2 protein-coding genes are annotated in these 22,202 nt (G+C 72.3%); both read right to left on the bottom strand.

The genetic code is table 11. The features are described 5' to 3' along the window. Positions 1 to 64: 64 nt before the first annotated feature. Positions 65 to 14,008 (bottom strand): type I polyketide synthase, encoded by a 13,944-nt coding sequence (locus tag MZC64_RS22065; RefSeq protein ID WP_374205780.1) that lies wholly within the window; start codon positions 14,006 to 14,008, stop codon positions 65 to 67. After that, complete coding sequence (locus tag MZC64_RS22060) at positions 13,983 to 21,932, bottom strand: type I polyketide synthase (RefSeq protein WP_247758476.1); 7,950 nt, start codon at positions 21,930 to 21,932, stop codon at positions 13,983 to 13,985. Before MZC64_RS22060 ends, MZC64_RS22065 begins: the two co-directional genes overlap by 26 nt. Between the last annotated feature and the right edge of the window lie 270 nt (positions 21,933 to 22,202).

Below are 22,202 nucleotides of genomic sequence, written 5' to 3'. Positions count from 1 at the left end.
GCTTCTGCTCGTTTTCGTTCGACACTGCCCTCAGCCCCCAAAGCCGATACGGGTTGTTGTTGCGTTACAGCAGACCGAGTTCGCGGTCGAGCACATCAAAAAGCTCGTCCGCGGTCGCGGTCTCCAGCGCGTTGTCCGCGTGCTGGTCGACACCGGGTGTCTCGTTCCATTTCGCCAGCACCGCCTGCAACCGGGCGGTGGCCTTGGTCCGGGTGGCCTCGTCGGCGGGCAGCGCCTCCAGGGCGGCGGCCAGCCGGTCGAGTTCGGCGAGCACCGGCGCTGGTGCTCCCTCGGCAACTCCCCCGCTCACGGGGGCCAGCTCCTCGTCCAGGTGCTGGGCGAGGGCCTTCGGCGACGGATAGTCGAAGATCAGCGTGGCCGGCAGCCGCAGCCCGGAGGCGGCGTTGAGCCGGTTGCGCAGTTCGACCGCGGTCAGCGAGTCGAAGCCGAGTTCGAGGAATCCCCGAGTGGCATCGACGGCATCGGCGGCGCTGTGTCCCAGCACGGCCGCCGTGTGGGTGCGCACCAGGTCCAGCAGCACCCGGCCGCGTTCGACGGCCGAGGCGCTGGCCAGCCGGTCCCGCAACGACGGTCCCGTGGTCGCCGTTGCGGATACGGCTTCCAGGGTCCGCCGGACCGGGGTCCGGACCAGACCGCGCAGCAGGGCCGGCGCCTCGCCCTGGAACACCGTGGTGTCCCAGCGCATCGGCACGACCGTTGCTGCCTCAACCGTGCGGGCCGCGTCGAAGAGAAGCAACCCCAGTTCCGAAGTCAGGGGGGTCACCCCTGTCCGGGCCATCCGCTGCTTGTCGGCCTCGGCGAGCCCGGCGGCCATGCCACCCCCGGCCCACGGCCCCCAGGCCAGGGAGACACCGGGTTTGCCCTGCTCGCGGCGCTGCTGGGCGAGGGCGTCCAGGTAGGCATTCGCCGCGGCGTAGCTGCCCTGACCGGCCTGGCCGAGGGTGGCCGAGGCGGAGGAGAACAGCACCAGGTCGACCTCGGGTCCGGTCAGCTCGGCCAGGTGCCTCGCCGCGTCGACCTTGGGCCGCAGCACCGCGTCCACCCGGGCCGGGGTGAGCGCGGTGAGCACACCGTCGTCGAGCACCCCGGCGGTGTGGATCACCGCGGTGAGCGGGTGCGCGGCGATCAACCCGGCCACGGCGTCACGGTCGGCGACATCGCAGGCGCTCACCGTTACGTTGGCGCCCAGGGAGATCAGCTCGTCCCGCAGTTCGGCCGCACCCGGCGCGTCCAGGCCGCGTCGGCTGGCGAGGACCAGGTTGCGGACGCCGTGTTCGACGACCACGTGCCGGGCCAGCAGCGAGCCGAGGCTGCCGCTGGCGCCGGTGATCAGCACGGACCGCGCCGGATCCCACTGCGGCGCAACGCCGCCGGCCACTGCCTTGGCCAGGCGGGCGGCGTAGAGCTTGCCGTCCTGGATCCGCAGCCACGGCTCGTCGGCGTACAACTCGGCCGAGCCGTCGGTCTCGATGACCTGGAAGCGCCCGGGGTTCTCCGATTCGGCCGAACGGACGAGTCCGGCCGCAGCCGCGCCCGCCAGGTCGCCGATCCGGGTCACCAGGACCAGGCGCTCTTCCTCGGGTCGCTCGCTGAGCCAGTTCTGCAGCAGGGCAAGCACTTCGTGCACGACCGGACCGGTTTCGCCGTCAGGGCAAGGAACCAGCGTGACCGAGTCGCTCGGGGCGGTGGCCGCCACCGGGGTCCAGTCGAGCCGGAACAGGTCCTTCTGGGTGCGTCCGGCGGCCTGGATCTGTTCGGCCGCAACGGGTCGCAGGGTGAGCGAGTCGACCGTGACCACCGGGTTGCCCGCGGTGTCGGTGGCCTCGATGGTCACCGTCTCCCGGCCGGCCGGGGTCACCTTGACCCGCAGCGCCGAGGCCCCAGACCCGTGCAGGGTCACGCCTTCCCAGGCGAAGGGCAGCCAGCCGCCTGCGGGCAGCACACCGAGTCCGAGGCTGTGCAGGGCCGCGTCCAGCAGTGCCGGGTGCAGTCCGAATCCGGGAACCGGGCTGGGCAGGGCGACCTCGGCGTACACGGTGTCGCCATCCCGCCAGGCCGCGCGCAGCCCCTGGAACATCGGCCCGTAGTCCAGGCCGCGCTCGCTCATACCCGGGTACAACTCGTCCACCGCAACGGTTTCCCCAGCCGGCGGCCAGGTCAGTGACGGCGCGGGCGTGGTGCCGGTGCCGAGCAGGCCACCGGCGTGCCGGACCCAGTCGGCGTCGTCCTCGTCCAGGCGGGAGTGCACGACCAGGGTGCGCCGGCCACTCTCGTCGGCCGCGCCGACGGTGAGCTGCACCCGCACGCCGCCCTGTTCGGGCAGTACCAGGGGGGCTTCCAGGGTCAGGTCGAGCAGGCGGTCGCAGCCGACCTGGTCGCCCGCGGCGATGGCCAGTTCGACGAACGCGGTGCCGGGCACGACGACGGAGCCGTGCACCACGTGGTCGGCCAGCCAGGGCTGGGCCCGGCGGGAGAGCCGTCCGGTGAGCAGCACACCGCCGGTGTCCGGCAGCGGGATCGCGGCGCCGAGCAGCGGGTGGTCCACATCGGACAGTCCGGCCGCGCTGACGTCCGCGGTGGCCGCGGCGGCCAGCCAGTACCGGCTGCGCTGGAACGGGTAGCTGGGCAGGTCGACGTGTGCGCCGCCCTGCCCGGCGAACACCGCGGTCCAGTCCGGGGCGTGCCCGTGCACGTGCGCGGTGGCCAGTGCGGTGTGCGCGGCAGCGAGTTCACCGCGGTCCTTGCGCAGCACCGGGACCAGCACGGGTTCGGCCTCGGCCAGGCAGTCCTGGCCCATCGCGGAGAGCACCCCGTCCGGGCCGAGTTCGACGAACACGCCGACTCCGGCCGCGGCCAGCGCGCGCATGCCGTCCAGGAACCGCACCGCGTCCCGCACGTGCCGCACCCAGTACTCGGGTGTGGTCAGTTCGGGTCCGGCGAGCGCGCCGGTCACGGTGGAGACGATCGGGATGATCGGCTCGTGGTAGGTCAGTTCCGCGGCGATGGCCTGGAATTCGGCCAGCATCGGGGCCATCCGCGGCGAGTGGAAGGCGTGGCTGACGGTGAGCCTGCGGGTCTTGCGACCCTGCGCGGCCAGCAGGTCGGCCACATCGGCCACCGCGTCCTCGTCACCGGAGACGACCACCGCGGCCGGTCCGTTGATCGCCGCGATGCCGACCAGGTCTTCGCGCCCGGCCAGCAGTGGCAGCACTTCCTCCGCACCGGCCTGCACCGCGACCATCGCGCCACCGGCGGGCAGTTCCTGCATCAACCGACCCCGCGCGGCGACCAGTTTGGCGGCGTCGGCGAGGTCGAGGACCCCGGCGACGTGCGCGGCGGCGAGTTCGCCGATGGAGTGCCCGGCCAGGAAGTCCGGGTGCAGGCCCCAGGATTCGACGAGGCGGAACAGCGCGACTTCCAGGGCGAACAGCACTGGCTGGGTGTAGCCGGTCTCGTTGATCAGCTCGCCGCCGTCGAAGGCGATCCGCTGCACCGGCTGGTCCAGGTGCTGGTCCAGCTCGGCGGCCACCGCGTCAAAGGCGGCGGCGAAGACCGGGAACTCCCGGTACAGCTCGAAGCCCGCGCCGACTCGTTGCGCGCCCTGTCCGCTGAACAGGAAGGCCAGCTTGTCGTTGCGCGCGCTGCCGGTGACCAGTTCGGCGGCCAGGTCGCCGCGGGCCAGGGCACGCAGGCCGTCCACCTGGGTGTCGCGGTCGCCGAGCACGGCGGCCCGGTGCTCGAACACACCCCGGTTGCTCACCAGGGCCACGCCGAGGTCGGCCGAGCTGACGCCGTTGTCCACAAAGGACAGCAGCTGGCCGGCCGAGTCTGCCAGTGCCTGCGGGGTGCGGGCGGAGAGCAGCCAGGGCAGCTCACCCTCGCTCGCGGGCACGGGTTCGGTGGCGGGGGCCTGTTCCAGGATGGTGTGCGCGTTGGTGCCGCTCACTCCGAAGCTGGACACGGCCGCGCGGCGAATGCCTTCCGGCCAAGGCTGGGCCTCGGTGAGCAGCGAGACGGATCCGGCGGACCAGTCCACATGCGGTGAGGGCTCGTCCACGTGCAGCGTGCGCGGCAGGATCCCGTTGCGCATCGCCATGACCATCTTGATGATCCCGGCGACCCCCGCGGCGGCCTGGGTGTGCCCGATGTTGGACTTGAGCGAACCCAGCCACAGCGGGGTTTCCCGGCCCTGCCCGTAGGTCGCGAGGACGGCCTGGGCTTCGATCGGGTCGCCGAGCCGAGTGCCGGTGCCGTGCGCCTCCACCACGTCGATGTCCGAAGTGGTCAGTCCGGCGTTGGCCAGGGCCTGGCGGATCACCCGCTGCTGGGACGGGCCGTTGGGGGCGGTGAGGCCGTTGGACGCGCCGTCCTGGTTGATCGCGCTGCCCTTGACCACCGCGAGGATCGGGTGCCCGTTGCGCTGGGCGTCGGAGAGCCGCTCGACGAGCAGCATGCCCACACCTTCGGACCAGCCGGTGCCGTCGGCCGCCGCGGCGAATGGCTTGCACCGACCGTCCTCGGAGAGTCCGCGCTGGCGGGAGAACTCGACGAACGCGGCCGGGCTGGACATCACCGTGACGCCACCGGCCAGCGCGAGGGTGCACTCGCCCTGCCGCAGGGACTGCGCGGCCAGGTGCAGTGCGACCAGTGAGGAGGAGCAGGCGGTGTCCACGGTGACCGCGGGGCCTTCCAGACCGAGCACGTAGGAGACCCGGCCGGAGGCGACCGCGGTGGCGCTGCCGGTGAGGAAGTAGCCCTCGGCGCCGGTGCCCGCGTTCACCAGGTCCGCGCCGTAGCCCTGTGCGGACACACCGACGAACACGCCGGTCTGGCCGCCGCGCAGCGAACCGGGGTCGATGCCCGCCCGCTCCACCGCGGTCCAGGAGGCCTCCAGCAGCAAGCGTTGCTGCGGGTCCATCGCGGTGGCCTCGCGCGGGGAGATGCCGAAGAAGGCCGCGTCGAACTCGGTGGCGTCGGCGACGAATCCGCCCGAGTCGGTGGCGGACAGCCCCGGCCGTCCACCGGCGCCGAGCAGCTGGTCCAGGTCCCAGCCGCGGTCCTCGGGGAACGTGGTGATCGCGTCCACGCCGCCGTCGACCAGCTGCCACAGGGCTTCCGGCGAGTCGACGTCGCCAGGGAACCGGCAGGCCATGCCGACGATCGCGATCGGCTCATCGTCCACAGTGGACATCGCCGTGGGCAGGTTCTGCTCCGGCGAGTCACCGGTGAGTTCCGCGTCGAGCTGACGGGCCAGTGCGGCCGGGTTGGGGTGGTCGAAGACCAATGTGGTGGGCAGGGTGAGGCCGGTCGCGGTGGCCAGCCGGTTGCGCAGTTCGACCGCGGTCAGCGAGTCGAAACCCAGCTCCCGGAAGGCGAGTCCGGGTTCGATGGCCTCGGTGGTGGCGTGGCCGAGCACCGCGGCGACCTCGGTGCGGACCAGGTCCAGCAGGGCGCGTTCGCGTTCGGCGGCGGTGCGTCCGGCGAACCGGTCCACCGGGGCCTCGGCGACCACCTTTTCCGCCGCCAGCAGCAGTTTGACCTCGGGGATCTCGCTGATCAGCGGACGTTCCCGCATCGCGGTGAAGCCGGGTGCGAACCGGGCCCAGTCCACCTCGGCCACGGTCACCGTGACGTCGTCGGCGTCCAGGGCCTGCTGCAACGCGGAGATCGCCAGCTCGGGCGCCATCGCGGGCAGGCCGAGCCGCCGCAGCTGGTCGGCCGCGGAGCCGTCGGCGACCATGCCGCCGCCGTCCCACGGCCCCCAGGCCACCGCGGTGCCGGTCTTGCCGAGCGAGCGGCGGCGCTGCACCAGCGCGTCCAAGTAGGCGTTCGCCGCGGCGTATCCGCCCTGGTGGCCGCTGCCCCAGGTGCCCGCGATCGAGGAGAACAGCACGAACGCGTCCAGCTCGCCGGTCAGCTCGTCCAGGTTCCGCGCGCCGTCGACCTTGGCGCGCAACACATTCGCGACGGCGTCCGGGGTGGTGTCCATGAGTGCGGCGAATTCCACCGCACCCGCGGTGTGCAGCACGGCGTTGACCGGGTGTTGTGCCAGCAGTGCAGCGAGGGCGTCCCGGTCCGCGACGTCGCAGGCGGCCAGGGTGACCCGGGCGCCCAGTGCGGTCAGTTCATCGCGGAGTTCGTTGGCGCCAGGTGCTTCCGCGCCGCGACGGCTGGTGAGCACCAGGTGCTCGGCGCCGGTGCCCGCGAGCCAGCGGGCGACCCGCGCGCCGAGTCCGCCGGTGCCACCGGTGATCAGCACGGTTCCGGTCGGCTTCCAGGTGCGGCGGTTGACGGCGGGGGCGCGGTCCAGGCGGCGCACGTGCACCCCGGAGGAGCGCACCGCCACCTGGTCCTCGGTGCCCGCGGCCAGCACGCCCGCGATCCGGCCGAAGACCCGGTCGTCGAGGCGTTCCGGCAGGTCCAGCAGGCCGCCCCAGCGCTGGGACAGTTCCAGTCCGGCCACCCGGCCCAGGCCCCAGACGAGGGCCTGCTCGGGGTCGCGCACCGGGTCGGCCTTGGCCACCGACACCGCGCCGCGGGTCAGCAGCCACAGCGGCGCGGCGATCCCGGCGTCGCCGAGTGCCTGCACCAGGGTGAGCGTGCCCGCCACATCCAGCACGGCCAGCACACCGTCCACTTCGGACAGTTGAGCGGCCAGTCCGGCACGGTCCACACCCGGATCCAGCACCAGCTGCTGGATCTCCGCACCCTGCCGGGTCAGTCCCTCGGCGAGTTCGGTTTCCGGGGACGCGCTGACCAGCAGCCAGTTCCCGGTCAGCCTGCCGGTGAACCCGGTGCGCGGTCGCCAGTTCACCCGGTACCGCCAGCCGTCCACAGTGGACTCGGTCTGGCGGCGCTTGCGCCAGGCGGCCAGTGCGGGCAGCACCTCGCGCAGCGGGGCGGCGTCCACATCCAGGACCGAGGCCAGTTCGGTCAGCTCGGCCTTGTCCACGGCGGCCCAGAACTCGGCCTCCACCTGGTCGGCCTCGGTGATCTCGGTCCGGCCCGCTTCCAGCCAGAACCGCTCGCGCTGGAAGGCGTAGGTGGGCAGCTCGATCCGCCGCGCACCGGATCCGGCGAAGTACCCGGTCCAGTCCACCGCGACACCGCGCACGTGCAGCTCGGCCAGCGCGCCGACCGCGGCCGACGGCTCCGGCCGGTCGCCGCGGAGCGCGGGCACGAATGTCGCTTCTGCCAGGCATTCCTGGCCCATCCCGGACAGCACCCCGCCCGGTCCCAGTTCGACGAAGGTGCGCACCCCCTGCTCGCCGAGTGCCCGCACGCCGTCGGCGAAGCGCACTGCCTCGCGGACGTGCCGCACCCAGTAGTCCGCGGTGCCCAGTTCCGCACCGGCGATCGCGCCGGTCACGTTGGACACCACCGGGATCTCCGCCGCACCAAAGGACATGCCCTCGGCGACGGTCCGGAACTCCGCCAGCATCGGTTCCATCAGCACCGAGTGGAAGGCGTGGCTCACGGTCAGCCGCTTGCTCTTGCGCTCGCCGAGTCGTGCTACCAGGTCGGTCACCGCGGTCTCAGCGCCGGAGACCACCACGGAGGTCGGCCCGTTGATCGCGGCGATGTCCACGTCAAGGCCGTCCAGCAGCGGCCGGACCTCTTCCTCGGTCGCCTGCACCGCCAGCATCGCGCCACCGGTGGGCAGCGCCTGCATCAACCGGCCCCGGGCGGCCACCAGCTTGGCGGCGTCGGCCAGCGACAGCACCCCGGCGACGTGCGCGGCCGCGAGTTCGCCGATCGAGTGCCCGGCGACGAAGTCCGGTCGCACACCCCAGCTCTCGAACAGCCGGAACAACGCGACCTCGATCGCGAACAGCGCGGGCTGGGTGAACTCGGTCTGGTGCAGTTCGGCGGCATCCAGGATCTCGCCGACCGGCCGGGCCAGGTGCTTGTCCAGTTCGGCGCAGACCGCGCCGAAAGCGTTGGCGAACACCGGGAACGCGCCGGCCAGTTCCCGGCCCATGTCCAGTCGCTGGGAACCCTGGCCGGAGAACAGGAACGCGGTCTTGCCCGCCACCGGCGAGCCGAGCACGACGCCCGCGGCGGAGCGGCCCTCGGCGAGGGCGGCCAGTGCGGCGGCCGGGTCCTCGGCGACAACCACGGCGCGGCGGTTGTGCGTGGCGCGGCTGGTGAGCAGCGAGTAGGCCAGGTCCAGCTGGTTCGCGTTGGCGAGGGGCTGGAGGGCGGCGGCCTGGGCACGCAGCGCGGCTTCGCTGCGCGCGGACAGGGCCAGCGGGAGCACGGCCGGGGCGACCGGCTTGCTCGGTGCGGGCGTGCTGTCCGGGGCCTGTTCCAGGATGGTGTGCGCGTTGGTGCCGCTGATGCCGAAGGCCGACACCGCGGCCCGCCGGGCCCGCCCGGTCTCCGGCCACTCAACCTGCTCACTCAGCACCGACACCGCACCGGCGGACCAGTCCACGTGCGGCGAAGGCTCGTCCACGTGCAGGGTCCTGGGCGCGATCCCGTGCTGCAGGGCCAGCACCATCTTGATCAGTCCGGCCACGCCTGCTGCCGCCTGGGTGTGCCCGATGTTGGACTTCACCGAGCCGAGCAGCAGCGGGTGGGTCCGCTCCTGGCCGTAGGTGGCCAGCAGGGCCTGGGCTTCGATCGGGTCGCCGAGTTTGGTGCCGGTGCCGTGCGCCTCCACCACGTCAACGTCCGAAGTGGACAGACCGGCGTCGGCCAGCGCGGCCCGGATGACCCGCTGCTGGGCCGGTCCGTTGGGCGCGGTGAGGCCGTTGCTGGCGCCGTCCTGGTTGACCGCGCTGCCGCGGATCACCGCGAGCACCGGGTGCCCGTTGCGCTGCGCGTCGGAGAGCCGCTCGACCAGGAGCATGCCCACGCCTTCGCCCCAGCCGGTGCCGTCCGCGGCGGCGGCGAACGCCTTGCACCGGCCGTCGGGGGCGAGTCCGCGCTGGCGGGAGAACTCGACGAAGACACCAGGGGTGGACATCACCGTGACGCCACCGGCCAGGGCCATGCCCACGTCGCCGCGGCGCAGCGCCTGCACGGCCCAGTGCAGGGCGACCAGGGAGGCCGAGCAGGCGGTGTCGACGGTGACCGCGGGGCCTTCCAGGCCGAAGGTGTAGGAGATGCGGCCGGAGATCACGCTGGCCGCGTTGCCGGTGCCGAGGTAGCCCTCGACACCTTCGGGCGCGGTGCTGAGCAGTCCGGCGTAGTCCTGGCCGTTGGTGCCGACGAACACGCCCGCCTTGCTGCCGCGCACGGTGGCCGGGTCGATGCCCGCCCGCTCGAAGGCCTCCCAGGAGGTTTCCAGCAGCAGCCGCTGCTGCGGGTCCATCGCCAGGGCCTCGCGCGGGGAGATACCGAAGAAGGCGGCGTCGAAATCGGTTGCGGTGTCGAGGAATCCGCCTTCGCGGGCATAGCTCTTGCCGGGGCGGTCGGGGTCGGGGTCGTACAGGTCCGGGTCCCAGCCGCGGTCGCCGGGCAGGCCGGTGAGCACGTCCGTGCCTTCGGTGAGCAGCCGCCAGTAGTCCTCGGGGCTCATCACTCCGCCGGGGAACCGGCAGGACATGCCGACGATCGCGATCGGCTCATCGTCCACAGTGGACGTGACGACCTCGGCGATCTCGCTGACCGCGCCGAGCAGTTCCTCCAGCAGGAAGTCGGTCAGGGCCAGCGGGGTCGGGTAGTCGAAGACCAGCGTGGTGGGCAGGGAAAGCCCGGTGGCGGTGGCCAGGCGGTTGCGCAGTTCGACCGCGGTGAGTGAGTCGAATCCGGCTTCGCGGAAGGCCCGTTCCGGGTCGACGGCCTCGGCCCCGGCGTGCCCGAGCACGGCGGCCACGCTGGTGCGGATCTGGTCCAGCAGGAGGGAATGTCGTTGTGCGACCGGGGTCTTGGCGAGTTTGGCGGCGAGTGCGGACTCGGGCTGGGCGGCGGCCGGGGCAGCGACTGCCTTGCGCCGGTGCAATTCGGGGATGTCGCTGATCAGGCGACTGGGCCGGACCGCGGTGAAGGCCGGGGCGAACAGCTCCCAGTCCAGGTCGGCGATGGCGATCACGGTGTCGTCGCGGTCCATGGCCCCTTGCAGGGCCTGCATCGCGGTGTCCGCGGCCATCGGCGGCAGTCCGGCGCGGCGCAGGCGTTCGCCCACCGCGGCATCGGCCATGCCGCCGTCGGCCCACGGGCCCCAGCCGATGGAGGTGGCCGGCAGGCCCTGGGCGCGGCGGTGCTGGGCGAGGGCGTCCAGGTAGGCGTTGGCGGCGGCGTAGTTGGCCTGGCCCGCGGTGCCGATCATGCCGGTGATCGAGGAGAACAGCACGAACGCGTCCAGCTCGCCGGTCAGCTCGTGCAGGTTGCGCGCGGCCGCGACCTTGGGGCGCAGCACGGTGTCCAGGCGTTCCGGGGTGAGGCTGGAGAGCAGGCCGTCGTCGAGCACTCCGGCGGTATGGATCACCGCGTTGACCGGGTGCGCGGCCAGCAGTTCGGCCACCGCGTCCCGGTCGGCGGCGTCGCAGGCGGCGATGGTGACGGTGACGCCGAGCGCCTCCAGGTCGGCGGCCAGTTCGGTCGCGCCGGGGGCGTCCAGGCCACGGCGGCTGGTGAGCAGCAGGTGCTCGGCGCCGTGGTGCGCCAGCCACCTGGCCACCCTGGCGCCGAGCGCGCCGGTGCCGCCGGTGACCAGCACGGTGCCGCGCGGCCGCCAGGACCGCTGCGGGGCAACGGAACCATCGTGCGCGAGCCGCCGCACGTAGGTGCCGGACGGACGCAGTGCGAGCTGGTCCTCGGTGCCGGTGAGGGCGCCGGCCAGGCGGGACAGCGAGCGCTCGTCCAGCTCGGCGGGCAGGTCGATCAGGCCACCCCAGCGTTCGGGATGTTCCAGTGCGGCAACCAGTCCGAGGCCCCAGACCTGGGCCTGGTCCGGGTTGGGCAGGTCCTCGCCGCTGACCGCGACCGCGCCCTGGGTCAGGCACCACAGCGGGGCCGGGCAGCGCGCGTCACCGAGGCCGCGCACCAGTGTGCGGGCTTCGTGCACGTCGCCGAGTGCGAGCACCCCGGCCAAGTCGAGCACGCCGGCGACGTTGATCGCACCGGCCGCGTCGGCGATCTCGCGAACCTCCGCACCCGCGGTGGTCAATGCCGCGACCAGCTCAGGCCGTGCGTCGCCGACCAGCAGCCAGGTGCCAGTCAGGTTGCTGTCCACAGTGGACAGAGACTTCCAGTTGATCCGGTAGCGCCAGCCGTCGGCGAGCGAGCGGACCTGGTTGCGCGGGGTCAGTTCCAGCCAGAACCGCTCGCGCTGGAAGGCGTAGGTGGGCAGGTCGATCCGCTGGCCCCCCTCGAACAGCGCGGTCCAGTCGACCTTGACACCGCGGGTGAACAGCCGACCCAGCGCGGTGATCGCGGCCGACGCTTCGGGGCGGTCCTTGCGCAGTGCGGACAGGAAGGTCGCGGCGGGTGCGGAGTCCTGGCCCATCCCGGACAGCACGCCGTCCGGGCCCAGTTCCAGGAAGGTGCTCACCCCGGCCTCAGCCAGCGCCCGGACGCCGTCGGCGAAGCGCACCGCACCGCGACCGTGCTGGACCCAGTACTCGGCGCTGCCCAGCTCCTCGCCCGCGACCGCGCCGGTCACGTTGGACACCACCGGGATCCGCGCGGGCGCGTAGCGCACGCTCTCCGCGACGGTCCGGAACTCGGCGAGCATGCCGTCCATGTGCGGGGAGTGGAAGGCGTGGCTGACGGTGAGCCTGCGGGTCTTGCGGCCCTGCGCGGCCAGCAGGTTGGCAACCTCGGTGGCGGCGGTCTCGTCGCCCGCGATCACGGTGGCGTTCGGCCCGTTCAGCGCGGCAATGCTCAACTCGGCCTCGCGACCGGCAAGTAGCGGCTGGACCTCGTCCTCGGTGGCCTGCACCGCGATCATCGCGCCGCCCCCGGGCAGCGCCTGCATCAACCGGCCACGCGCGACCACCAGCTTCGCCGCGTCGGCCAGGGTCAGCACCCCGGCGACATGCGCGGCGGCCAGCTCACCGATGGAGTGTCCGGCCACGAAGTCGGGGCGCACGCCCCAGGACTCGTAGAGCCGGAACAACGCGACCTCAATGGCGAACAGCGCGGGCTGGGTGAACTCGGTCTGGTGCAGCTCCTCGGCATCGAGGACCTCGCGCAACGGCCGGGCCAGGTGCTGGTCCAGTTCAGCGGCCACCTCATTGAAGGCGGCGGCGAAGGCGGGGAAGGTCTCGGCGAGTTCGCGGCCCATGGCCAGGCGCTGGGAACCCTGGCCGGTGAACAGGATGGCGAGCTTGCCGGGGGTGACCGCGCCGGTGTGCACGCCGGGTGTGTCCAGGCCCTCGGCGAAGGCGGCGAGCGCGTCGCGGGCTTCGGTCAAGCCGGTAGCGGCGAGCACCGCGCGGTGCTCGAACCCGGCCCGGTTGGCCAGGGAGAACCCGAGGTCGAGCAGGGTCACCGGGTTGCCGTCCACAAAAGACACCAGCTGGGCGGCCTGGGCACGCAGGGCCTCAGGGGTCTTGGCAGACAGCGCCAGCGGCACGGTCTCCAGGGTGTGCGCCGGGGCAGCGGCCTCGGTCTCGACCGGCGGGGCGGCCTCGATGATGGTGTGCGCGTTGGTGCCGCTGATGCCAAAGGAGGACACGCCCGCGCGGTGCGGGCCATCAGTCGCCGGCCAGGGCTGCGCCTCGGTGAGCAGGGCGACCGAGCCCGCGGACCAGTCCACGTGCGGGGAGGGCTCGTCCACGTGCAGGGTCTTGGGCAGCAGACCGTGCCGCATGGCCATGACCATCTTGATCACGCCGCCGACACCCGCCGCGGCCTGGGTGTGGCCGACGTTGGACTTGAACGACCCCAGCAGCAACGGGTTCGGCCGGTCCTGCCCGTAGGTGGCCAGCAGGGCCTGGGCTTCGATCGGGTCGCCGAGCTTGGTGCCGGTGCCGTGCGCCTCGACCGCGTCCACTTCGGACGGTGCCAGCTGGGCGTCGGCGAGGGCGTCCCGGATCACGGCTTCCTGGGCCAGGCCGTTCGGCGCGGTGAGGCCGTTGGAGGCGCCGTCCTGGTTGACCGCGGTGCCGCGCACCACGGCCAGGATCGGGTGCCCGTTGCGCTGCGCGTCGGAAAGCCGTTCCAGCAACAGCATGCCCGCGCCCTCGGACCACGAGGTGCCGTCAGCGCCTGCGGCGAAGGACTTGCAGCGGCCGTCGGGGGCGAGGCCGCGCTGGCGGGAGAACTCGACGAAGGAGTTGGGCGTGGACATGACCGCCGCGCCACCGGCCAGTGCCAGGGTGCACTCGCCCTTGCGCAGCGACTGCACGGCCAGGTGCAGCGCGACCAGCGAGGAAGAACACGCGGTGTCCACGGTGACCGCGGGGCCTTCGAGGCCGAAGGTGTAGGCGACCCGGCCGGAGACCACGCTGCCCAGGTTGCCGGTCAGCAGGTAGCCGGCGACCTCGGCGGGCGCGTCCTCGGGGCGGTTGGCGTAGTCGTGGTACATCAGGCCCGCGTACACGCCGGTCTTGCTGCCGCGCAACGACTCCGGGTCGATGCCCGCGCGTTCGACGGCCTCCCAGGAGGTCTCCAGCAGCAGCCGCTGCTGCGGGTCCATCGCCAGGGCCTCGCGGGGGGAGATGCCGAAGAAGCCGGGGTCGAACTCGGGTGCGCTGTGCAGGAACCCGCTTTCGCGCACGTACACGCTGTCCGGGCGCTCGCCGGTGGGGTCGTAGAGCGCGTCCAGGTCCCAGCCCCGGTCGTCCGGGAACGGCGAGATGCCGTCCCGGCCGCCGGCCACCATGTCCCACAACTGTTCCGGGTTGGCGACGCCGCCGGGGAAGCGGCAGCTCATCGCGACGATCGCGATCGGCTCGTGCTCCTGCGCCTCGATCTCCTGCAGCCGGGCCTTGGTGCGGTGCAGGTCGGCGGTGACGCGCTTGAGGTAGTCGACGAGCTTCTGCTCGGTGGACTCAGGCCCGCGAGAATCAGACACTGCCGAACTCCTTGTCAATGAAGGCGAAGATCTCGTCGGCGGTGGCGACCGCGTCAAGTTCCTGGGTGAACTCGGTGTCCGGCACGTCGAGTTCGGGTTCCTCGACCGGAGCGGCCGGGGCGGGGGCGAGCCGGTCGAGCAGGTGCTCGGCCAGCTTCGCCGGGGTGGCGTAGTTGAAGAGCAAGGTGGGCGGCAGCCGCAGCCCGGTGGCGGTGTTGAGCCGGTTGCGCAGCTCCACCGAGGTCAGCGAGTCGAAACCCAGTTCCTTGAAGGAGGATTCGGCCTCGACCGAGCCGTCGCCGCTGTGCCCGAGCACCCCGGCCGCGTTGACCCGGACCACCTCCAGCACGAGCTGCGCGCGCCGCTCCTCTGGGGTCGCCGTGAGTCTGTCCACAAAGGACTCTTCGGTGGCCTTGGCCGCCGCGGTCCGCCGGGTGCGTTTGGGCGCTACCAGTCCACGCAACAGCGCCGGGACAGTGCCCTGGCGCACCACACTGGTGTCCAGCTTGAGCGGCACCGGCGCGGCCTCGGACTGGCCCAGTGCCAGGTCGAACAGGGCGAGGCCGAGTTCGGGCGGCAGCGGGGCCATGCCCGCGCGGGACATCCGGTTGCGGTCGCCCTCGGCGAGCCGCGCGGCCATCCCGCCCTCGGCCCACGGCCCCCAGGCCAGCGACAGCGCCGGGAGTCCGGCGGCCTTGCGGCGCTGGGCGAGGGCGTCCAGGGAAGCGTTGGCGGCGGCGTAGTTGGCCTGACCGGCACCGCCGAGCACCCCGATTACCGAGGAGAACAGCACAAACGCGGTGAGGTCGTGGTCCTGGGTCAGCTCGTGCAGGTTGATCGCGGCGTCGAGTTTGGGCCGCAGCACGGTGTCCAGGCGGTCGGGGGTGAGCGCGGAGAGCACGCCGTCGTCGAGCACCCCGGCGGTGTGGATCACCGCGGTCACCGGGTGCCGGGCCAGCAGCGCGGCCAGCGCGGACCGGTCCGCGGTGTCGCAGGCTTCGATAATCGTCTCGGCCCCCAGCCTCGCCAGGTCGGCACGGAGTTCGTCCGCACCAGGGGCGTCCGGGCCGCGGCGGCTGGTGAGCAGCAGGCGACGCACGCCGTGCCGGGTGACCAGATGTTTGGCGAGCAGCCCGCCGAGTGCGCCGGTGGCGCCGGTGATGAGCACCAGGCCGTCCGGGTCCCACTCCGCCTCGGCCACTTCGGTGATCTTGGCCAGGCGAGGCGTGTGCGCGATCCCGTTGCGTAGCGCGAGTTGTGGCTCGTCCATGGTGAGCGCGGCGGGCAGAGCGGTGGCGGACTGGGCGTCCAGGTCGATGAGCTGGAACCGGTCCGGCTGCTCGGTCTGCGCGGCCCGCACCAGGCCCCACACCGCGGCGCCTGCCAGGTCCGGGGAGTCGGCGAGCACGGCGTCCCTGGTGAGCACGACCACCCGGGACTCAGTGCGCTGCAACAACTCCAGCACCTGGGCGGTCACCTCGCGGGCGGGTCCTTCCGGGCAGGTCAGCAGCACCAGGTCGGCGTCACCGGGCTCGGCCCGCTCCGCCACCTCGACTCCGGCGGCCCGCAGCGCGACCCCGGCCTTGAACTCGTCCCCGCCCAGCAGCACCACCTTGGTGGGCAGCGTGGGCTGCTCGGGCAGGGTGAGCACCGGCCAGTCGACCCGGAACAGCGAGTCCAGTTCGGGCCGGATCCGCAGCGCGTCCGGAGACACCGGCCGCAGCACCAGCGAGTCGATGGAGAGCACCGGGGTGCCCGCCGGGTCGGTGACGGCCAGCGATACCGCGTCCGGTCCGGCCGGGGCCAGCTTCACCCGCAGCGTGCTCGCGCCGGTGGCGTGCAGGCGGATCCCGGTCCAGGCGAACGGCAGTGGCGGGTTGTCGCCCTCGGCCGCGGCGACCAGTCCGTGCAGGGCGGCGTCGAGCAGTGCTGGGTGCACCCCGAACCCTGAACCCTCCACAGTGGACGGCAGGCTGACCTCGGTGAAGATTTCCGCGCCGCGCCGCCACACCCCGCGCACACCCTGGAACGCGGGCCCGTAGCCGTAACCCTTGTCCGCGAGCCGCGAGTAGAACCCGTCCAGGTCCACCGCGACGGCCTGCGCGGGCGGCCACTCCCCCGCTTCCAGGGGCGAATCCGCCTCCACCGCGAGCACACCGCTGGCGTGCAGCGTCCAGTCCTCGTCGTCGAGCCGCGAGTACAGCTCCAGGTCGCGCCGCCCGTCCTGCTCGGCCGCGACCACCACCTGCACCTGCACCGCACCCTGCTCGGGCAGTACCAGCGGTGCGGCCAGGGTCAGCTCCTCCACCGCCGCGCACTCGACCTCGTCGGCCGCTCGCAGTGCCAGCTCGACCAGCGCGGTCCCCGGCACCAGCACGGATCCCAGGATCTGGTGGTCGACCAGCCAGGGGTGTGTCCGGCGGGACAGCTTCCCGGTCAACAGCACACCCCCGGCACCGGCGATCGGCACCGCCGAGGTCAGCAGCGGGTGCACGCCGGAGTCCACAGTGGACGAACTCGGCGCCAGCCAGAACCGTTGCCGCTGGAACGGGTAGGTCGGCAGGTCCACCAGCCGTCCACCGGCGGTCAGCCCGGCCAAGCCAGCCGGCACACCGCGGCAGATCAGCCGCGCCAGTGCCTGCCACGCGGCCCCAGTCTCGGCACGTCCCTTGCGCAGCAACGGGATCAGCGCGGCATCCCCGGTCAGGCAGTCCTGCCCCATCCCGGACAGCACCCCATCCGGCCCCAGTTCCAGGAACGTCGAGACCCCCGCGTTTTCCAGGGTCCGGATGCCGTCGGCGAACCGTACGGCCTGCCGCACGTGCCGGACCCAGTACTCCGCGGTCCCCAGCTCGTCTCCGGCCAGCTCGCCGGTCACGTTGGACACCACCGGAATCCGCGCCACACCAAAGCTGATGCTCTCCGCGACCGCCCGGAACTCGGCCAGCATCGGGTCCATCAGCAGCGAGTGGAACGCGTGACTCACGGTCAGCCGCTTGCTCTTGCGGTCGACCAGCCGCGCCGCGACCTCGGTCACCGCGGCCTCGGTCCCGGACACCACAATCGCGGTCGGCCCGTTGATCGCCGCGACATCCGCATCCAGCCCGGCCAGCAACGGCCGAACCTCATCCTCGGTCGCCTGCACCGCGAGCATCGCGCCGCCACTCGGCAGCGCCTGCATCAGTCGGCCCCGCGCGGCAACCAGTTTCGCCGCGTCCCCCAGCGACAAAACCCCGGCGACGTGCGCAGCAGCCAGCTCACCAATCGAGTGCCCAACCAGGTAATCCGGCCGCACACCCCACGACTCCACCAGCCGGAACAACGCCACCTCAATGGCGAACAGCGCGGGCTGGGTGAACCCAGTCTGGTGCAGCTCCTCAGTGTCCAGGACCTCGCCGAGCGGCCGGTCCAGATGCTTGTCCAGCTCAGCGCTGGCCGCGGCAAAGGCGTCCGCGAACACCGGGAACGCCCCGGCCAGCTCGCGGCCCATGCCCAGTCGCTGCGACCCCTGCCCTGAGAACAGGAACGCGATCTGCCCGTCCGCAACACTGTCCCGCACCGCACCGGACTCCCCCGCCGCAACCGCGGAGAGCCCGGCCCGAACGTCACCGAGCACCACGGCCCGGTGCTCGTGCAGCCCCCGGCGAGCTAGGGTGTGCGCCAGATCCACGGGCTCGACCTCGGCCGCGAGCAGTGCTTCCGCCTGTGCCCGCAACGCTTCCGGCGTCCGCCCGGACAACACCACCGGCCCGGCTGCCGCCTCGGCAACCGGTTCGGCGATCTCGGGCGCCTGTTCGAGGAGCACGTGCGCGTTGGTTCCGCTGATGCCGAACGAGGACACCCCGGCCCGCCGCGACGCCCCGGTCTCCGGCCAGTCCCGCGCCTCGGTGAGCAGTGACACCGCGCCCGCCGACCAGTCCACCCGCGGCGACGGCGTGTCCGCGTGCAGCGTCCGGGGCAGCACCCCGTGCCGCATCGCCTCGACCATCTTGATCACGCCACCGACCCCGGCCGCGGCCTGCGCGTGCCCGATGTTCGACTTCAGCGAGCCCAGCAGCAGCGGCCGGTCCCGCTCCTGCCCGTAGGTGGCCAGCAATGCCTGCGCCTCAATGGGATCGCCCAAAGCGGTGCCGGTCCCGTGCGCCTCCACCACATCAATGTCCGAAGTGGACAGTCCGGCATCGGCCAGCGCACCGCGGATCACCCGCTGCTGCGCCGGGCCGTTGGGCGCGGTCAGCCCATTGGACGCGCCGTCCTGGTTGACCGCACTGCCCTTGACGATGGCCAGCACCGGGTGCCCGTTGCGCCGCGCGTCGGAGAGCCGTTCCAGCAGCAGCACGCCCACGCCCTCGGCCCAGGCGGTGCCGTCGGCCTCGGCGCCGAATGCCTTGCAGCGCCCGTCCGGGGCCAGTCCGCGCTGCCGGGAGAACTCCACGAACATGCCCGGCGTGGGCAGTACCGCGACGCCACCGGCCAGGGCCAGCCCGCATTCCCCGCGCCGCAACGACTGCACGGCCAGGTGCAGCGAGACCAGTGAGGCCGAGCAGGCGGTGTCCACGGTGACCGCGGGACCTTCGAGGCCGAAGGTGTAGGCGATCCGCCCGGACAGCACGCTCGCGGTGCCGCCGGTGAGCAGGTGCCCGGCGAACTCCTCGGCCGCTTCGTGCAGCCGGGGCCCGTAGTCCTGGGTCATCGCGCCGACGAACACCCCGGACTGGCTGCCGCGCAGAGTGGCCGGGTCGATCCCGGCCCGCTCGAACACCTCCCAGGTGGTCTCCAGCAGCAGCCGCTGCTGCGGGTCCATGGCCAGGGCCTCACGCGGGGAAATACCGAAGAACTTGGCGTCGAACTCGGTGGCACCGGCCAGGAAACCGCCCTCGCGGGCGTAGGAGTAACCGGCCTGTGCGGGATCCGGGTGGTAGAGCCGGTCCAGGTCCCAGCCGCGGTCGTCCGGGAACGGCGAGATCGCGTCCACCCCGTCACGGACCAGTCGCCACAGGTCCGCCGGGGAGGCGACGCCGCCCGGGTAACGGCAGCCCATGGCCACGATCGCGATCGGCTCGTCCGCGGTGACCCGCACCGGCGCGGCAACGATTTCCCGGTGCCCGCCATCGAGATACGCGGCGAGGGCCAGCGGGGTCGGGTAGTCGAAGAGCAGGGTGGCGGGCAGGGTGCGCCCGGTGGCCTGGTTGAGCTGGTCGCGCAGTTCCACCGCGGTCAGCGAGGCAAAACCCAGGTCCTTGAAGCTGCGCTCCGGCGCGACGGCCTCGGCGGAGGGATAGCCCAGCACGGCGGCCGCGTGCGCCCGCACCAGTTCCACCGAGGAACGGGTCCGCACCGGCGCCGGAGTGGCCACCGGCAGGCTGTCCAGCCAGTACCGCTCACGCTGGAAGGCATAGGTCGGCAGCTCGACCCGCGTTCCGTCGCCAAACCCGCTGAAGTCAACCGAAATCCCGCGCGTCCAAGCCAGGGCGAGCCCGGAGATCAGCGCCTCCACCTCGCCCCGGTCCTTGCGCAGCAACGGAATCCCGGCGCCCAGCGCACTGAGCACCCCGTCCGGCCCCAGCTCCAGGAACGTGGTCACCCCGGCCTCGGCCAGTGTGCGCATCCCGTCGGCGAACCGCACCGCCTGCCGCACATGCCGGACCCAGTACTCCGCGGTCCCCAACTCGTCCCCGGCCAGCTCGCCGGTCAGGTTCGACACCACCGGAATCCGCGCCGTACCAAAGCTAATGCTCTCCGCAACTGCCCGGAACTCGGCCAGCATCGGGTCCATCAACAGCGAGTGGAACGCGTGACTCACGGTCAGCCGCTTGCTCTTGCGCTCCGCCAGCTTCGCCTTGACCTCGACGATCGCGGCCTCAGTGCCCGACACCACAACGGCTTCCGGCCCGTTGATCGCGGCGATATCCGCGTCCAGCCCGGCCAGCAACGGCCGGACCTCATCCTCGGTCGCCTGCACCGCGAGCATCGCGCCACCACCCGGCAGCGCCTGCATCAGTCGACCCCGCGCCGCAACCAGTTTCGCAGCATCGGCCAGGGTCAGCACCCCAGCCACCTGCGCCGCGGCCAGCTCACCAATCGAATGCCCGGCCAGGAAATCCGGCCGCACACCCCACGACTCGACCAGCCGGTACAGCGCAACTTCGATCGCGAACAGCGCGGGCTGGGTGAACCCAGTCTGGTGCAGCTCGTCACTGTCCAGGACCTCGCCGAGCGGCCGGTCCAGGTGCTTGTCCAATTCACCGCACACCTCGGCGAAGGCGTCCGCGAACACCGGGAACACCGCCGCCAGTTCGCGACCCATCCCGATCCGCTGCGACCCCTGCCCGGAGAACAGGAACGCCAGCCCACCCTCGGCCACCGAACCCCGGACCACGCCTGCGGCCACACCATCCCGGGCGAACCCGGTCAGCGCGTCCCGGAACCCGGCCCGGTCCCCGGCCACCAGCACGGCCCGGTGCTCGAACGCGGTCCGCGTCCCGGCCAGTGCCCCGGCCACCGCGCGGACATCGATTTCCGCCTCAGCGTCCACAAAGGACAGAAGCTTTTCCGCCTGTCCCCGCACGGCTTCGCCGGTCCGGCCGGACAACACCCAGGGCAGCACCGCGGTGTCCAGGCCCTGCGCCGCAACGGCCGGGCGAGCGGGCGGTTCGGCGAGCACCAGGTGGCAGTTGGTCCCGCCGATCCCGAAGGAGGACACCCCGGCCAGCAGCGGCGCGTCCCGCCACGGTCCCAGTTCGGTGCGCACCCGCAGGTTCAGCCCAGCGAAGTCGATGTCCGGGTTCGGCGTCGCGAAGTTCAAGCTGGGTGGCAGCTGCCGGTGCCGGATGGCCAGCACGGTCTTGATCAGGCCGACAATGCCCGCCGCGCCTTCGAGGTGGCCGACGTTGGTCTTGGCGGAACCGACCAGCAGCGGCGCGGACCGGGAACCACCGAGTACCGCGCCCAGCGCGCCGGCCTCGATCGGGTCGCCGACCTTGGTGCCGGTGCCGTGCAGTTCGACGTACTGCACCTGGGCCGGGTCGACCTGGGCGTCCCGGTAGGCCAGCCGCAGCACCTCCTGCTGGGCCAGGCCGTTCGGGGTGGTGAGTGCGGCGGACTCGCCGTCGTTGTTGACCGCGCCGCCCTTGATCACCGCGAGCACGTCGTCCCCGTCGGCCAGGGCGTCGGCCAGTGGCTTGAGCAGCACGAAGCCGCCGCCCTCACCGCGGACGTAGCCGTTGGCGCGGGCGTCGAAGGTGTGGCAGCGGCCGTCCGGGGACTGGCCGCCGAACTTCGCGGTGGCCATGGTGGTCTCCGGCACCAGGTTCAGGTTCACCCCGCCGGCCAGGGCCAGGCTGGACTCGCCGCGGCGCAGACTTTCGCAGGCCAGGTGCACCGCGACCAGGGCGGAGGACTGGGCGGAGTCGACCGCGAGGCTCGGGCCGTGCAGGCCGAGGGTGTAGGAGAGCCGGTTGGCGATGATGCTGCGGTGCAGGCCGGTCACGGTGTGCTGGGTGATCGCGTCCGGGCCGCCGCGGTAGACCAGGTTCGCGTAGTCGTCCCAGATGGCGCCGACGAAGACCCCGGTGCGGCTGCCCGCGAGGTGCTCGGGCAGCAGGCCGGCGTGCTCGAAGGCTTCCCAGCCCAGTTCCAGCATCAGCCGCTGCTGCGGGTCCATGACCGCGGCCTCGCGCGGGGAAATACCGAAGAATGCGGGGTCGAATGCGTCGACCTGGTCCAGGAATCCGCCCCAACGGGTGTTCATCCGGCCTTTGACGGCAGGATCCGCGTCGAAGAATTCAGTGGCGTCCCACCGGTTCGCGGGCACTTCGGTGATCGCGTCGCGACCCTCGGTGAGCATCCGCCAGAACCCGGCGGGACCGGTGGCCCCGGGCAGGCGGCAGGACAGCCCGATGACCGCGATCTCCCGCCCCGCAACAGTGGTCTTGTCCGACATAGGTGCCCCAGCCCGCCCGTCATCGCCATTACCAACACAAGAAACCCGCGAGTTTCGGCGACGTTATCCCGGCGGTCACCCCTACCCTCAACCCCTAATTTGCGCAGGCGGGGTCGGGGTATGGTTCACCTACTTGCCTCATTTGTCGTCACCCCACCGCACCTATGGGCATCCATGCAGTTCAGGGCCGCATAGGGGCGGGTGGAGACACCCCAGTTCACCAGTGTTTCAGCGATGTTTCCAGCTGACTCACCGCTCCAAGACAACCAT

Origin of the sequence: Crossiella sp. S99.2 (genome assembly GCF_023094165.1) — a bacterium.
Classification (GTDB): Bacteria; Actinomycetota; Actinomycetes; order Mycobacteriales; family Pseudonocardiaceae; genus Crossiella.
Note: the sequence above shows the minus strand (reverse complement) of the source record. Positions and strands in the feature narration are given on the sequence as shown.